This is a genomic window from Burkholderia sp. HI2500 (assembly GCF_002223055.1).
GTDB lineage: Bacteria > Pseudomonadota > Gammaproteobacteria > Burkholderiales > Burkholderiaceae > Burkholderia.
In genome coordinates this window covers 915,080-930,264 of sequence record NZ_NKFL01000005.1, presented here as the reverse complement: position 1 = coordinate 930,264, position 15,185 = coordinate 915,080, and the positions used below count along the sequence as shown (strand labels likewise).

Sequence of the window (15,185 nt, the reverse complement as noted above, 5' to 3'; positions counted from 1 at the left end):
ATTCAAGCGATGACTCGCATCTTCAATCCGCCGCATCCGGGCGAAGCGCTGCGCGACGACGTGCTGCCGGCATTCGGCCTGACCGTCACCGAGGCCGCGGCGCAACTCGGCGTCACGCGTGCGGCGTTGTCGCGCATTCTGCATGGTCATGCGGGGATCTCGCCGGAAATGGCGTTGCGCATCGAGGCGTGGCTTGGCGAGGAGAACGGCGGTCGCGCGGATCTGTGGCTCGCCCAGCAATCCGCTTACGACTTGTGGCAGGCGCGCGCGAAAGGCGTGCCCAAGATAGCGAGAGCGCGGGCACGCACGTGAACGCGCCCGCGAGCATGGCTCAGTACAGGCTCGGCTCGCCGTTCGGGCGCGTCTTGAAGCGCTTGTGGACCCAATAGTATTGCTCGGGCAGCAGCGGAATCTGTTCCTCGAGGAATGCGTTCATCCGCCGCGCGTCGAGATCGTCGTCGCCGGTCGGGTAGTGATCCCACGGCTTGAATACCTTCAGACGGTAGCCCTTGTAGTTCGGCAGCACCTCGCCGATGAACGGCACGACCTGCGCGCGGCCCGTCTTCGCGAGCCGGCCGACCGCCGTCAGCGTGCACGCGGGCACGCCGAAGAACGGCACGAACGTCGAATTGCGCAGCCCGTAGTCCATGTCGGCGCCGAGCATCACCGGCTTGCGGTCGCGCAGCCAGCGCAGCACGACGCGCGCGCTGTCCGCGCGGCCGACCATCTCGGCGTCGAAACGCCCGCGCGCCTTCTTCGCCTCTTCCTCGAGCACCGCGTTCGAGAACGGCTGGTAGAGCGACCCGCAGCGGCGATGCAGCGAACGGTTCAGCCAGATCGAGCCGGCCTCGATGCCGACGAAATGCAGGCCGAGGAACAGCGTCGGCGGCAGGTCCGGATCGTCGAGGTCGACCGCGCTGTCGACCTGGATCAGCTTCGCGAGCTTTTTCTCCGAGCCGAACCACTGCACGCTGCGTTCGACGTAGCTGCGGATCGCATGGCGGAAATGCTGCCCGGCAATTTCCTCGCGGCGTTCGTCGCTCCAGTCAGGGAAGCAGAGTTTCAGATTGGTGTGTACGATGCGCTTTCGCCGGCTGGGGATCTTGTAGAGCAGCCAGCCGAGACCATCGCCGAACCGTGCGGTCAGGCCGTACGGCAACAGGGCGAGCAGTTTCAGCAAGCCAATGGCGAGGTGCGTGGCTAGACGACCTAGCATGCGAAACCTCCGTGGGACCGGCTGGCCGGCGCTTTGCAAACAGGGTGGTGAGACAGCGGAAGATGCAGCACGGGCGGCGCTCTGTGACAATTCAGGAAAGCCGCTATAATACGGGCTTCGCCGAGTTAACTGACAACTTGCGGGGCGAAGCCGGTTAGCGTGACACGCGCTGCCCGGTCCTGGTAATCCGCTAAAGCGTCGCCGCTTCAGGCCCAACGAAGCTGGCTACGTGAAACCAACCGTAACCACACAGGAGCCTGAAAAAGTGGCAAACGATTATCTCTTCACGTCCGAATCCGTCTCTGAAGGCCATCCGGACAAAGTCGCGGACCAAATCTCGGACGCGATCCTCGATGCCATCCTCGAGCAGGACAAATATTCCCGCGTAGCGGCGGAAACGCTGTGCAACACGGGTCTCGTCGTTCTGGCCGGTGAAATCACCACGACGGCCAACATCGACTACATCCAGATCGCGCGCGACACGATCAAGCGCATCGGCTACGACAACACCGACTACGGCATCGACTACAAGGGTTGCGCGGTGCTCGTCGCGTACGACAAGCAGTCGCCGGACATCGCCCAGGGCGTCGATCGCGCACACGACGACAACCTCGACCAGGGCGCGGGCGACCAGGGTCTGATGTTCGGTTACGCGTGCGATGAAACGCCGGAACTGATGCCGCTGCCGATCTACCTGTCGCACCGCCTCGTCGAGCGCCAGGCCAGCCTGCGCCGCGACGGCCGCCTGCAATGGCTGCGCCCGGACGCGAAGTCGCAGGTGACGGTCCGCTACGTCGACGGCAAGCCCGATTCGATCGACACCGTCGTGCTGTCGACGCAGCACGCACCGGACATCGAGCTGCCGGCGCTGCGCGAAGCCGTGATCGAGGAAATCATCAAGCCGACGCTGCCGGCCGACCTGATCAAGGGCGACATCAAGTTCCTGGTGAACCCGACCGGCCGATTCGTGATCGGTGGCCCGCAGGGCGACTGCGGCCTGACCGGCCGCAAGATCATCGTCGACACGTACGGCGGTGCCGCCCCGCACGGCGGCGGCGCGTTCTCGGGCAAGGATCCGTCGAAGGTCGACCGTTCGGCTGCATACGCAGGCCGCTACGTCGCGAAGAACATCGTCGCCGCCGGCCTCGCGTCGCGCGCGCTGATCCAGGTGTCGTACGCGATCGGCGTGGCCGAGCCGACCTCGGTGATGGTCAACACGTTCGGCACGGGCCGCGTGTCGGATGCGGTGATCACGAAGCTCGTGCGCGAGCATTTCGACCTGCGTCCGAAGGGCATCATCAAGATGCTCGACCTGCTGCGCCCGATCTACGAGAAGACCGCGGCTTACGGCCACTTCGGCCGCGAAGAGCCGGAATTCTCGTGGGAAGCGACCGACAAGGCGCTCGCGCTGGCCGAAGCGGCCGGCGTCGAGCCGACGGCACGCGTCGCGTAAGCGTCGTTCGCCTCAAATGAAAAACCCCGGCATTGCCGGGGTTTTTTTATGCGTTCCGATCGCCGCGGCGATCGGGCAACGGCGCGGGCAGCGGCGCGACGGCGATCGTCGCGCGGCGGTGCCCGCCGGCGTGTGCTCAGCGTGCGCCGAACCCGAACCAGCCGTTGCTGGCCGCGAGGCGGCGCGGGCGGTTGACGCGGCGCTGCGGGCCGAGCGTGCGGCGCAGCGCGAGCGCGCGCAGCGACGACGGCTTCTGCAGCAGCGAGCGCAGGCCGGCACGGCGCGAGAACGCTTGCGTGCTCATCATCGAGAAAAATGCGTGGAACCACGCACGGATGCCGTCCAGCCGGCTATGGGCGGGCGTGCGCTCGGCCAGCGCCTGCGTGCGTGCGCGGTGATGGCGCAGCGAGCGGGCAGGAGCGGGCGGCACGACGCGCTTCGCAGCGCGGCTGAGACGGGAAGTCAGACGGAATGGCATGTGAACGATGCTTCGCTTGTATGGATGGCGCCCTTGGGAGCGCACTGGTATGAACGGCCTCGGATTGCGCAACGGATCTTACCGAAACCCGCTGCACGCCGCGCCCGCCAGAATTGACAGGCCGCGACAGGCTACAGGGGATTCATGACGGGCAAAAGTCGCGATAAACCCTTGTGCCACAAGGCGTGTGCCGCATACCGCCTGTCGCTGAGGCCGGCGCCGCGCCGCACAGTTCCCTTGAGCCGGATCAAATTCGCGATTGGCATGCCCCTGCGCACGACAATGGTGCTGTTCGCGGCATCCGGCGCCGATTTACAATCGTCACATTCACACAATAAGCGTCTGGCATCCCATGTCGTCTCCATTGCAGTCGGAATCGATCCGCGCGCAAGTCGCGGAATTGCGCGAGCGCGGCTTTGTCGTCGCGCGTGGCCTCGTCAGCGACGAGCAGTGCGCGGCGCTCAGGCAGGTCGCGGAGCGCCAGTTGCGGGAGGCGGCCGAGCCGATCGAGTTCGAGGCGGACCTGCGCTACCCGGGCGCGCCCGAGTCCAAGCATGCGCCGGGCGGGCATACGGTGCGGCGGCTGCTCGACGCGTACGCGCGTGATCCGGCCTTCGCCGAGCGCGCGATCGCACCCGAAATCGGCGCGTGGATGCGCGAGTATTTCGGCGAAGAACCGGTGCTGTCGCGCGCGCATCACAACTGCATGATGACCAAGCATCCCGCGTACGGCAGCCTGACCGGCTGGCATCGCGATTTCCGCTACTGGTCGTTCGAGCGTCCGGACATGGTGTCGGTGTGGCTCGCGCTCGGGCCGGAAACGAACGAGAACGGCGCACTGTGGCTCGTACCGGGGTCGCATACGGCCGAATTCGGGCCCGAGGCGTTCGACGATGCGAAGTTCTTCCGCAGCGACCTGCCGGAGAACCGGAAGATGATCGATGCGGCCACGTGCCCGTCGCTGCAGACGGGCGACGTCGTGTTCTTCCACAGCAACACGCTGCATTCGGCCGGGCAGAACCGTTCCGACCAGGTGAAGTTCTCGCTCGTGTATACGTATCACGGTGCGAGCAACCGGCCGGTGCCCGGCACGCGCTCGGCATCGAAATCGGAAGTGCCGTTCTAGGCGCGCAGCGGGCGGCCTTCAAGGCCGCGGTGATGACGCGATGCAGCGCATCGCGGATGCATGGAACAACGGGCGGCCTGGCCGCCCGTTGCGTTTGGCGCGGCCCGAGCGTATGACGGGGCCGTGCGTGCATCGCGCGGCTGCGCGCTCAGCGCTTGCCGCCCGGCATCGCGAGGCCGATCAGGCCGATGAACGATGCGACGGCGCCGCCCACGATCAGCAGGATCGTCTTCGTCGCGGGCGAACCGGTGAAGAAGCGCGACACGTTGTCGTTGATCGAATGGAACGACTGGCCGCCGAAATACAGCAGCACGACGCCGCCGACGAGCAGCGCAACCGAGATGACCCGGGACATACCAACCTCGCAGAAACGGTGATTCGAGACGCCGCAGTGTAGGCGACGGCCGCGGCCGCGTCCATCGTCGCGCCGGCGAGCGCGTTCCGGCCGCTTTCGCTACCATAGTCGTTGTATGACTCCTTCGCCGCCGCCGCGCCGCAAGCGCGGCCGGCGCGCGTCCCTTCTCCCGATGTCCTGACGGAACCGACTCATGGCCTACGAAGCAGCTTCCGAACGTTATGCCGACATGCAATACCGCACCTGCGGCAAATCCGGGCTCAAACTGCCCGCGCTGTCGCTCGGCCTGTGGCACAACTTCGGCGACTCGACGCCGATCTCGACGCAGCGCGACATCCTGCGCACCGCGTTCGACCTCGGCATCAACCACTTCGACCTCGCGAACAACTACGGGCCGCCGTACGGCAGCGCGGAAACCAACTTCGGCCGGTTGCTGAAGGAAGATTTCCGGCCGTATCGCGACGAGCTGCTGATCTCGACGAAGGCCGGCTGGGACATGTGGCCGGGGCCGTACGGCAGCGGCGGCGGCTCGCGCAAGTACGTGCTCGCGAGCCTCGACCAGAGCCTGCAGCGGATGGGGCTCGACTACGTCGACATCTTCTATTCGCACCGCTTCGACGCGCACACGCCGCTCGAGGAAACGGCGGGCGCGCTCGCATCCGCCGTGCAGCAGGGCAAGGCGCTCTACATCGGCATTTCGTCGTACTCGGCGGCGAAGACGCGCGAGATGGCCGGGCTGCTCGCGCAGTACAAGGTGCCGCTGCTGATCCACCAGCCGTCGTACAACCTGCTGAATCGCTGGGTCGAAACCGAACTGCTCGGCACGCTCGACGAGATCGGCACGGGCAGCATTGCGTTCACGCCGCTGGCGCAGGGGCTGCTCACGTCGAAGTACCTGAACGGCGTGCCGGCCGACGCGCGCGTGAACAAGCCGGGCGGCGGCTCGCTGAAGCAGGATCACCTGAGCGCGGACAACCTCGACCATGTGCGCAAGCTCAACGCGATCGCCGAACGGCGCGGGCAGAGCCTCGCGCAGATGGCGCTCGCCTGGGTATTGCGCAACGGCCGCGTGACGTCCGCGCTGATCGGCGCGAGCCGCGCGGAGCAGGTGCGTGAAAACGTCGGCGCATTGAAGAACCTCGAATTCTCGGCGGAAGAGCTCGCGGAGATCGATCGTTACGCGACGGAAGGCGGCATCAATCTGTGGGAAAAGCCGTCCACCGATCAGGCGATCTGACCGGCAGTCGATACGGCATGCGAAACATCGCCTGCCGTATCAATGGCTTGTGCGCGGCACATCGCATCGCTGCAGTGCAGCGATGCACGTCACGCACGGGAGGCGCGCCGCTAAATTAGCGCAGGCAGGCCTTCGACGAGCAATACCGCGACGCCGACGCCGAGAATGACGCCCAGCACGCGCAGCAGGTTATGGCGGAATTCGGTTGCGCACGGCACGGCGCCGAGAAATAGCGCTCCGGCCAGCGCCATCGGAATCAACAGGATGAAGTCGCCGATCGTGAAGTAGGTCGTCATGCGTGTCTCCAAGGTCGACCGGAGCGGGCGCGTGCACGCTTGCTCCGGCCCCATGCCGGGTGTTTCTAGTATGGTTCCGGCCCGATTGCGAGCGGGGCGGTCAATTCGAGTATAGGCAACCGGCAGCGCTTTTCGCTATCCGAACCATTAAAAATCAGCGGAAAGCCCCGTGAATCGCGCACTTTTCCCGCAAGTTGGACGAATGCCTTGCGCGTATCTTTCTCGCGCCTTTCGATTTTTGCGGATTCGTCGTATGTGTCCGATGCGTGCCGCCGCCCCCGCGGGCGCGGCGGCACGCCCGCTCATGCGCGGTCGGGTTGCACGCGGGCGGCCGGCGCGCGGAACACGAGCGCGAGCCCCGCGATGATCGCGCCCATGCCGGCGAGCGCGAGCGGCTCGGGCCGGTTGCCGAGCCACGCGGCATCCATCAGCGTGGTGACGACGGGCACGAGATAGAACAGGCTCGTCACGTTGACGAGATCGCCGCGCTGCATCAACCGGTAGAACAGCAGTTGCGCGATCACCGAAATCACGATGCCGAGCCACAGCAGCGGGATCACGAAGGCCCAGCTCAGGTCGAACGACACCGGCCGGAACGGCACGATCGCCACGCACAGCGCGAGGCCGATCGCATTCTGCAGCGGCAGCACGTCGGCGGGCGCCGCACGTACGCGCTTTTGCAGCAACGAGCCGGCGGTCAGCGCGACGAGCGCGGTGAGCGCGCACGCGATGCCCGCGAGTGACAGGCCGCCGTCTCCTGTGCCGCGGAACACGACGAGCGCGAGACCGGCCAGCGACAGCGCGAGCCCCGCGATGCGCACGGGCTGCCAGCGCCGCTCGACGATCGCGAGCGTGAGGATCGGCTGTACGCCGAGGATCGTCGCGAGCACGCCCGGCGCGATCCCGCGTTCGAGCGCGAGCAGGTAGAAGATCGAATAGCCGCCCATCATCAGCAAGCCGGTCAGCGCGGCCATGCGCCGTTCGCCGCGCGGTGGCAGCCAGCGCTTGCGCAGGAGGGCCAGCCCGAGCAGCACGAGCGATGCCAGTGCGAAACGTGCGGTGAGAAAGACGAACGCGGAGGCGTGACGTAGCCCGAGTTCAGCGAAGATCGCGCCGCTGCTCCACAGCAGTACGAAGAGCGACGTTGCGCCGTGCGCGGCGAGCGCGCGTTTGAACGAAACCATGTGAATCCACCTGTCGAACGGATCGGAATGTTCCATCCGCGCGCGCAGCAACACGCCGTACGTCACGACGCACGAATGCGGGCCTGCGGGCGAATGGAAGACGAAACGAAAAGCCGGCTGGTCAGCCGGCGCGTGCCGCCGGAGGGGGCGGCGCGGCGCCGACGAGCGGCGGTGCGACAGGAGGAGGAAGGACCGACGGATGCGCGCACGCCTGCGGCCGCGAGTCGAACTGCGGCCGGGATTTTGCGAGGGCGGACGTGAGCGGATGCATCGTGTCGGAATGCGCTTGAACGCGAATGAGCATCAAAGGTAACGCAAGGCCTGCATCGGATGCAACACATGTCGGTGGCGCATCGCAGGGCGAAGGTGGGAGGGCGATGCGTGAGCAACCGTTGCTGTGCGGGCTGCGTTCGAGGCAGGGGGAAGGTGATGACGGCGTCGCGTGATTCGGCAATCGCAGTCGCGCGAAATTGCCGGGTGACCCGATACCGGATTCACGGTGCGCCCGGCGCGTCCGTCACGTGCGCGCCGCGGTGATGCCGGGGATTCGGCGGGCAGTCACATTCGACAGGGTATGATGGGGGTAACCGGGCGGGCAAGCGTCTACCCCGGCGCAGTGGTTGATTGGAGACATTCGACGAATTCGCGGCACTTCGCCTGCTTCTTCTTCTTTTCGTGCTTCGATAAACCGTGAACAATGGGATTACGCGCAACGCTCCGACGAGAGCGCGCGGATCGTGCATTTGCCGGCCCCCAGCGGGCCGGGTTTCAAGATTCAAGAGTGGGGAACCATCATGCATGTCGGGTCGATTGTCTGCACTACCCATATCGCGGTGCCGAAGGGCGCGCGCGGCATCGTCCAGCGCGTCCTGGGCGACATGGCCATGGTGACCTGGTACGCGGGCGTACCGGGCGAGTCCAAGGAACTCAACACCGAGCCGTTCTTTCTCGAGGACCTGATCGACACCGGCGAATCGGTACTGCCGGCCGGCGCGGCGCTTCACTAAGCGCCACCATCGCACCGGGCGCTCGTCTTTCAGCCCGGCTGGCGGCACAATGCGGGGCATGAAAGACGTCACTTCCGCTCCCGCTTCTCCCGCCGGCCCGCCGTTCGCCGGACTCACGCCCGAGTGCGTGCTCGACGCGCTCGACAGCGTGCTGATACCGGCCGGCCTGCGCACCGACGGGCGCCTGCTCGCGCTCAACAGCTACGAAAACCGCGTCTATCAGGTTGGTATCGAAGACGGCCCGCCGGTCGTCGCGAAGTTCTACCGTCCGGCACGCTGGTCGGACGAAGCGATCCTCGAAGAGCACGCGTTCGTCGCCGAACTCGCCGCGCGCGAGATTCCGGCGGTGCCCGCGCGCACCTTCGACGGCCGCACGCTGCACGCGTTCGACGGCTTCCGCTTCTCGATCTTCGAGCGGCGCGGCGGCCGCGCGCCCGATCTCGATCGCAGTGACACGCTCGAATGGCTCGGCCGCTTCATCGGCCGGATCCATGCGGTCGGCGCGACGCAGCCGTATGTCGCGCGCCCCGTGCTCGACATCAGGACGTTCGGCTATGAGCCGCGCGACTATCTGCTCGCGCACGATTTCATTCCGGACGATGTGCGGCCTGCGTACGAGACGGCCGTGAACCTCGCGCTCGAAGGCGTCGAGGCCGCGTTCGGGCGGGCGGGCGAGATCCGCCTGCTGCGCACGCACGGCGACTGTCATCCGAGCAACGTGCTGTGGACCGATGCCGGCCCGCACTTCGTCGACTTCGACGACAGCCGGATGGCGCCCGCGATCCAGGATCTGTGGCTGCTGCTGCCGGGCGATCGCGAAGGCGCGTCGCGCGCGCTGGCGGACCTGCTGGCCGGCTACGAGGATTTCTGCGAATTCGAGCCGCGCGAACTGCATCTCGTCGAAGCGCTGCGCACGCTGCGGTTGATCCACTACGCCGCATGGCTCGCGCGGCGCTGGGACGATCCCGCATTTCCGGCCGCGTTCCCGTGGTTCAACACGCATCGTTACTGGGAAGCGCGCGTGCTCGAGTTGCGCGAGCAGATCGGCGCGATGCAGGAAGGGCCGCTCTGGCCCGTGTGACGGCGCGCGCGGCACCGTCGCCGCGCGGCATGCCGGTGCGGGCCGCGGCGCGCTGCGCGCGGCCCGTTTCCCGTTTCGCCTAGAACCTCAGCATCAGCTTGATCAGCGCGGCGAAGCGCTTGCCGTACGGCGGCGCGAGCAGGTTGCGCGTGTTCAGGCGCGCCTGCGTGAGCACCGGCTTCATCTTCGAGAACGTCACGAAGCCGTCGTAGCCGTGATAGGCGCCCATGCCGCTCGCCCCGACACCACCGAACGGCAAACTGCCGCACGCGATGTGCATCAGCGTTTCGTTGATCGACACGCCGCCCGAGATCGTTTCGCGCATCACGCGGTCGATCGTGCCGCCGTCCTCGTCGAACAGGTAGAGCGCGAGCGGACGCGGGCGTGCATTCACGTAGGCGATCGCTTCGTCGAGCCGTTCGTACGGCACGAGCGGCAGCAGCGGCCCGAAGATTTCCTCCTGCATCAGTTGCGACGCGGCCGGCACCTGCGTGACCGCGCACGGCACGAAGCGGCGCGATGCGGGATCGGATTGCGCGTCGGACAGCGGATGCAGTTGCGCGCCGGCCGCCTGCGCGTCGCTCGCGAGCTGCTGCAGCCGCGCGTAGTGGCGCGGCGACACGATCGTCGTGTAGTCGCCGTTGGCCGACAGGTCCGGATACAGCTTCGCGAACCGGGCGCGTGCGCGCTCGATGAACGCGGCTTCCATGCCGCGCGGCAGCAGCACGTAGTCGGGCGCGATGCAGGTCTGGCCCGCGTTTAGCGTCTTGCCCGCGACGATCGCGTCGACCGCCGCATCGAAGCGCGCGTTCGGGCCGACGATCGCCGGCGACTTGCCGCCGAGTTCGAGCGTGACGGGCGTGAGGTTGTCGGCGGCTGCGCGCATCACGTGGCGGCCGACGTGCGTCGAGCCGGTGAACAGCAGGTGATCGAACGGCAGCCCGCTGAACGCGGCGCCCACTTCCGCATCGCCGTTCACGACCGCGACGTGGTCGCGCGTGAAGGTCTTGGCAATGAGCTGCTCGAACAGCGCCGACGTGCGCGGCGTCAGTTCGGACATCTTGATGATCGCGCGGTTGCCGGCCGCGAGCGCGCAGATCAGCGGGCCGGCCGCGAGCAGCACCGGATAGTTCCACGGCACGACGATGCCGACCACGCCGAGCGGCTGCGGCATCACTTTCGCGCGCGCCGGACGCAGCCACTTGTTCATCGGCTTGCGGATCGGCTTCATCCAGCGCTTGCCGTGCTTGAGCGCGTCGTCGATCTCTTCCTTCGCCATCCAGATTTCCGACAGCAGCACTTCCTGCTTCGCGCGATGACCGAAATCGGCGCTGATCGCTTCGGCGAGGGCATCCGCATGGTCGATCAGCATCGTGCGCAGCGCGCGCAGGTGCTGCACGCGCGTTTCCCATGCCGGATACGGCGCGCGCAGGTAGGCCGCGCGCTGGTCGCGCAGCAGCGCCGTCAGCGCATCGACCGACGGCAGGGCTTGCGGGGCCAGTTCGGGCAGGTCGTTCTTCATGTCGTCTCCTCCAGTTGGGCCAGGCGGGTCGGCCGGCCGTCACGCCGCATGCGCACGCTCGGCGAGCGCGGCGACGCGGATCGGGGTGGTGCGGGTCGCGCGGCACGGGGCCGGATGCGACGTGTGCTCGAAAACCGGTTGAAGCGTGCAGCGGGCGTCGCATCCGCGCGACGGTGTGTGCATCCGGAAACTGCTTTGTGGCACATGCATGTGCGGCGCGATGTGACTGCCGACAGGCACGCGTCGCTGCGCCGTGAGCGCCTGCCGGCGCACCGAAGCGGGGCAGCGCGACAGGTCAGTCGAATCGTGCCGCAGTGCACCGTGCCGCTGCGGCGGCAAACCATCCAAACGGTCGGCGACGACACGTGCCGTTCGATTTCGACCGACTGCGCGCATGACGTTAAGCATTCCCGCGCGGGCAGCCGTTTGAAATGAAATGCGGGCTGCGCGCATCGCATCCGGATCACCCGGTCGGCACGCGGCCTGCAGAACCTGGCGCTGCATCGTCGTCACTCCCGTTGCGCGACGGATCGGCTTCTCGTGGCCGGCGCGTCGCGCCAAGCGAATCGATACATCTTAAATTTAGTTCACGCGAGCGTTTAGAGGAATCGCTCTTGAATCGGCGCGCCGCGCGCGCGACGGCCATTCCTACAATGCCCGAACATTACAAGAGGGGACGCGGTCGCGTGGCGGCCTTCCATGACACGACGGAGACGTGACATGCAATACGACTACATCATCGTCGGCGGCGGTTCGGGCGGGTCGAGCCTGGCAGGCCGTCTCGCCGATGCCTGCCCCGACGCGACGATCGCGCTGATCGAGGCCGGCTCGCATACGGAGCGCAACCTGCTCGTCAACATGCCCGTCGGCATCGCGGCGCTGGTGCCGTTCAAGCTCGGCACGAACTACGGCTACGAGACGGTGCCGCAGCCGGGCCTCGGCGGGCGGCGCGGCTACCAGCCGCGCGGGCGCGGGATGGGTGGCTCGAGCGCGATCAACGCGATGATCTACACGCGCGGCCACCCGGGCGACTACGACGAATGGGCGCAGCTCGGCGCGACCGGCTGGGGCTGGCAGGACGTGCTGCCGTATTTCCGCCGCGCGGAAGGCAACGCGCGCGGCGCCGATGCGTGGCACGGCGCGGACGGCCCGCTCACGGTGTCGGATCTGCGCTTTCGCAATCCGTTCTCCGAACGATTCATCCAGGCCGCGCACGCGGCCGGCTATCCGCTGAACGACGACTTCAACGGCGCGACGCAGGAAGGCGTCGGCTTCTACCAGGTCACGCACCGCGACGGCTCGCGCTGCAGCGTCGCCCGCGCGTATATCTACGGCCGCAACCGGCCGAACCTGCATGTGATCACCGATGCGACGGTGCTGCGCGTCACGTTCGACGGCAAGCGCGCGGCCGGCGTCGCGCTCGCGCGCAACGGGCGTGTCGAGACGCTCGACGCGCGTGCGGAAGTAATCGTGTCGGCCGGCGCGTTCAATTCGCCGCAACTGCTGATGTGCTCGGGGATCGGCCCGGCGGAGCAGCTGCGCCGGCACGGGATCGCGGTCGTGCAGGATGCGCCGGACGTCGGCACGAACCTGATCGACCATATCGATTTCATCATCAATACGCGCGTGAATTCATCGGAACTGGTCGGCGTGTGCCTGCGCGGGATCGCGAAGATGACGCCCGCGCTCGCGCGCTATTTCTCGAGCCGCACCGGGATGATGACGAGCAACGTCGCGGAGGCCGGCGGCTTCATCAAGAGCGATCCGTCGCTCGAACGTCCCGACCTGCAGCTGCATTTCTGCACGGCGCTCGTGGACGACCACAACCGCAAGATGCACTGGGGCTTCGGCTATTCGCTGCACGTGTGCGCACTGCGGCCGTTCAGCCGCGGCACGGTGGCGCTCGCGAGCGGCGATGCGCGCGACGCACCGCTGATCGATCCGCGCTTCTTCAGCGATGCGCGCGATCTCGACCTGCTCGTGCGCGGCACGCAGGCGATGCGCAGGATCCTGTCGCAGGCGCCGCTCGCGTCGCAGGGCGGGCGCGAGCTGTACACGCGGGCTGACCAGAGCGAAGCGGAGCTGCGCAAGACGATCGTCGAGCATGCCGACACGATCTACCACCCGGTCGGCACCTGCCGGATGGGCTCGGACGCGCGCGCGGTCGTCGATCCGCAACTGCGCGTGCGCGGCGTCGAAGGGTTGCGCGTGGTGGATGCGTCGGTGATGCCGACGCTGGTCGGCGGGAATACGAATGCGCCGTCGGTGATGATCGGCGAACGCGCGGCGGATTTCATCGTCGCCACGCGCAAGGGCGCGGCGCCGCGCGGCGAGGCAGCCGCGGCGGTGCACGGCCGCTGAGCGGCGCGCGCACGGCGGCGGCCATGCTCAGGCAAACGTATCGACGAGGCCGGCGCGGCTCACGCTCGCGGCGGCCGGTGCGGATTGCGCAGCGCCGACCGGTGCATCGCCGGCTGACGATCCGCCGCTGCCGCGCCGCGACGGCTGGCCGCCGGCGAAGGTCTGCTGCTGGTTTTGCTGTTGCGAGGCGAAGCCGCCGTCGCTGACGGTCGCGCTGCCGAGCCCGAGCCCGCCCGCTTCCATCGCCTCGCGCAGCTTCGGCAGCGCGGCTTCGACCGCTTCGCGCACCTGCGCGTGCTGCGACACGAACAGCGCGTGCGCGTTGTTGTCCGCGACGCGCAGCACGACCTGCAGCGGCCCGAGATCGGCCGGATTGAGCGTCAGTTCGGCGCTCTGCTGGTGCGCATTCGACAGGAACACGACCTTCTGGCTCAGCGCGTCCGTCCAGTCCGGCGTGCTGATGTGCGGCGCGAGCACGTGCGCGTTCGCGGCGGCGATCGCCCCCGCGGCCGGCGACAGCTGCAGGTTCGCCTGGGCCGCGGCCGCCGCCGTGGCGCCGGCCGCGAGTGTCGCGCTGGCGGCCGGGTCCGCCGCGTCGCTGGCTGCCGCGAGCGCGTGCTGCTCGCCCGACTGCGCGTTCGCGTTGGCCTGCAGCGCCTGCGCGGTGGCTTGCACCGGCGCTTGCTGGGTGGCGAGCGCGCCCTTCGCGTCGGCGAGCGTGCGGTCGAAGGTCGGCACCTTCGGTGTCAATGGCGCGGCGGTGCCGGTCGCCGCGGTCGAGGCGGGGGCGGACGCCGTCGTACCGGCTGCGGGCATCGCGATCGCGCCCGCGCCGCCCGTCAGCTTGGCGAGGGCCTCCTGCAGCACGTCGCGGCTCGTCGCCGGTGCGGCCTGGGTGGCCGCGGTAACGTCCTTGGCCGAGTGATCCGCCAGCGTGGCCGTGGCATCGGGTTGGCCGGACACGGCCGTCTTTTGCGCAGCGGCCGCGGCGGCAGCCGCATCGGCCGGCATCGCGTTGTCCGTGCGCGCCTGCAGTTGCGCCTGCACGGCCGCAGCCGCCGCGAGCGCGGCGGCGTCGGGGTTGGTGGCGGCGGTCGTGGTCGTATCGTCGGTCGTGTCGTCGTCTTCGGTGGCGGACGGCTTCGTGCCGGCGGCCGGCTTCGACGAAGCCTGTTGCGTCGACGCGTCCGGCACGCCGGCATTCGACGCATCGCGACGCGTGGTAACACTTTGCTTCAGCGTCTGCGCGAACGGCACGGCGGTCGTCGCGGTCGCGGCATCGGTGCCGGCGGCGCTGGACGAACCCGCGCCGCGGGCGGCCTTGAGTGCGGTGCCGGCGGTGTCGAGCAGCGCGCCGAGCAGGGGCAGGGGAGGCATGTCGGTTCTCTCGTTCGAATGCGGTGGTCGGTTACGACGAACGGGCCGCGTCGGCCCGCATGCGCAGGATCTTCGCGGCGTGTTCGTCGGCGTCGCGCTGTTCGCGCCGGGCGTCGCGCTTCGCTTCCTGCGCGACGCCGCGCGCCTGCAGGATTTCGAACGAGCCGACGGTGCGTTTCTTGTTTTGCCAGTTCGGGCGGGCTTCGTCGATACGGACTTCGGCCGCGGCCAGCACGCTGCGCTGCTGCGCGATCGCGGCGTCGAGCGTATCGATGAACGCCTGGAAATTGCGCCAGTTGCCGGCCGGCATCCCGTGCTGCGCGGATTGCGAGAAGCGCGCGTGGTATTCGTCGCGGTAGCGCAGCAGCGCGTCGAGCTGCTCGGCGGCCGCGGTGCGGTCGCGCTGCGCGGTGCCGAGCTGCTTCGTGGCGGAGTCGAGATCTTCCTGCGCGCGGTCGAGCAGCAACTGAAGGGGAAAGCCGTGTGCCATCG

At 67.9% G+C, this 15,185-nt stretch carries 16 protein-coding genes; 7 read left to right on the top strand and 9 right to left on the bottom strand.

The features are described 5' to 3' along the window. Positions 1-9 precede the first annotated feature (9 nt). Positions 10-312, top strand: a complete 303-nt coding sequence (locus tag CFB45_RS17285; RefSeq protein ID WP_046544200.1) for a HigA family addiction module antitoxin — start codon at positions 10-12, stop codon at positions 310-312. A gap of 19 nt (positions 313-331) precedes the next feature. On the opposite strand, the gene lpxL is transcribed toward CFB45_RS17285, so the two are convergent. Further along, positions 332-1,216, bottom strand: coding sequence for a lauroyl acyltransferase LpxL (lpxL, locus tag CFB45_RS17280; protein WP_089426564.1), 885 nt, complete (start codon positions 1,214-1,216; stop codon positions 332-334). Between the two features lie 265 nt (positions 1,217-1,481). Between lpxL and metK the strand changes: the two genes are divergently transcribed. Next, positions 1,482-2,669, top strand: coding sequence for a methionine adenosyltransferase (gene metK, locus CFB45_RS17275; RefSeq protein WP_006482984.1), 1,188 nt, complete (start codon positions 1,482-1,484; stop codon positions 2,667-2,669). A 136-nt stretch (positions 2,670-2,805) separates the two neighbouring features. Here the strand turns inward: metK and CFB45_RS17270 are convergent, their stop codons facing one another. Further along, positions 2,806-3,147 carry a hypothetical protein gene (locus tag CFB45_RS17270; protein ID WP_089426563.1) on the bottom strand — a complete coding sequence of 114 codons (342 nt, stop codon included), beginning with the start codon at positions 3,145-3,147 and terminating at the stop codon, positions 2,806-2,808. A 352-nt stretch (positions 3,148-3,499) separates the two neighbouring features. Here CFB45_RS17270 and CFB45_RS17265 point away from each other — a divergent pair, with 352 nt between their 5' ends. Further along, positions 3,500-4,273, top strand: a complete 774-nt coding sequence (locus CFB45_RS17265; protein ID WP_089426562.1) for a phytanoyl-CoA dioxygenase family protein — start codon at positions 3,500-3,502, stop codon at positions 4,271-4,273. Positions 4,274-4,421: 148 nt separating this feature from the next. Here CFB45_RS17265 and CFB45_RS17260 read toward each other — a convergent pair whose 3' ends face one another. After that, the gene (locus CFB45_RS17260; protein WP_011353528.1) at positions 4,422-4,628 is read right to left on the bottom strand and encodes a DUF3185 family protein; all 207 of its coding nucleotides are present in this window, start codon (positions 4,626-4,628) and stop codon (positions 4,422-4,424) included. 193 nt (positions 4,629-4,821) lie between these two features. Between CFB45_RS17260 and mgrA the strand changes: the two genes are divergently transcribed. After that, positions 4,822-5,865, top strand: coding sequence for an L-glyceraldehyde 3-phosphate reductase (mgrA, locus tag CFB45_RS17255; protein WP_089426561.1), 1,044 nt, complete (start codon positions 4,822-4,824; stop codon positions 5,863-5,865). A gap of 110 nt (positions 5,866-5,975) precedes the next feature. On the opposite strand, the gene CFB45_RS17250 is transcribed toward mgrA, so the two are convergent. Together CFB45_RS17250 and CFB45_RS17240 are read right to left on the bottom strand one after the other, a co-directional pair. Beyond that, positions 5,976-6,161, bottom strand: a complete 186-nt coding sequence (locus CFB45_RS17250; RefSeq protein WP_011353526.1) for a hypothetical protein — start codon at positions 6,159-6,161, stop codon at positions 5,976-5,978. 302 nt (positions 6,162-6,463) lie between these two features. After that, a complete protein-coding gene (locus CFB45_RS17240; protein ID WP_089426673.1) occupies positions 6,464-7,345 on the bottom strand; it encodes a DMT family transporter in 882 nt (293 codons plus the stop codon). A gap of 794 nt (positions 7,346-8,139) precedes the next feature. Between CFB45_RS17240 and CFB45_RS17230 the strand changes: the two genes are divergently transcribed. Both CFB45_RS17230 and CFB45_RS17225 read left to right on the top strand, forming a co-directional pair. Beyond that, positions 8,140-8,352: a hypothetical protein gene (locus tag CFB45_RS17230; RefSeq protein WP_011353523.1), complete on the top strand. Its 213-nt coding sequence runs from the start codon at positions 8,140-8,142 to the stop codon at positions 8,350-8,352. 58 nt (positions 8,353-8,410) lie between these two features. Next, positions 8,411-9,433 (top strand): serine/threonine protein kinase, encoded by a 1,023-nt coding sequence (locus CFB45_RS17225; RefSeq protein WP_373452679.1) that lies wholly within the window; start codon positions 8,411-8,413, stop codon positions 9,431-9,433. A 79-nt stretch (positions 9,434-9,512) separates the two neighbouring features. On the opposite strand, the gene CFB45_RS17220 is transcribed toward CFB45_RS17225, so the two are convergent. Further along, positions 9,513-10,955: a coniferyl aldehyde dehydrogenase gene (locus CFB45_RS17220; RefSeq protein ID WP_089426558.1), complete on the bottom strand. Its 1,443-nt coding sequence runs from the start codon at positions 10,953-10,955 to the stop codon at positions 9,513-9,515. Positions 10,956-10,994: 39 nt separating this feature from the next. Next, positions 10,995-11,459, bottom strand: a complete 465-nt coding sequence (locus CFB45_RS38440) for a hypothetical protein (protein WP_144025205.1) — start codon at positions 11,457-11,459, stop codon at positions 10,995-10,997. A gap of 216 nt (positions 11,460-11,675) precedes the next feature. Here CFB45_RS38440 and CFB45_RS17205 point away from each other — a divergent pair, with 216 nt between their 5' ends. Then, on the top strand, positions 11,676-13,316 hold the full coding sequence (locus CFB45_RS17205; protein WP_089426556.1) for a GMC family oxidoreductase: 1,641 nt from the start codon (positions 11,676-11,678) through the stop codon (positions 13,314-13,316). A gap of 27 nt (positions 13,317-13,343) precedes the next feature. On the opposite strand, the gene CFB45_RS17200 is transcribed toward CFB45_RS17205, so the two are convergent. Next, entirely contained in the window at positions 13,344-14,693 is a 1,350-nt protein-coding gene (locus CFB45_RS17200; RefSeq protein ID WP_089426555.1) for a flagellar hook-length control protein FliK, read from the bottom strand. 31 nt (positions 14,694-14,724) lie between these two features. After that, positions 14,725-15,183 (bottom strand): flagellar export protein FliJ, encoded by a 459-nt coding sequence (gene fliJ, locus CFB45_RS17195; protein WP_039353905.1) that lies wholly within the window; start codon positions 15,181-15,183, stop codon positions 14,725-14,727. Positions 15,184-15,185 lie beyond the last annotated feature (2 nt).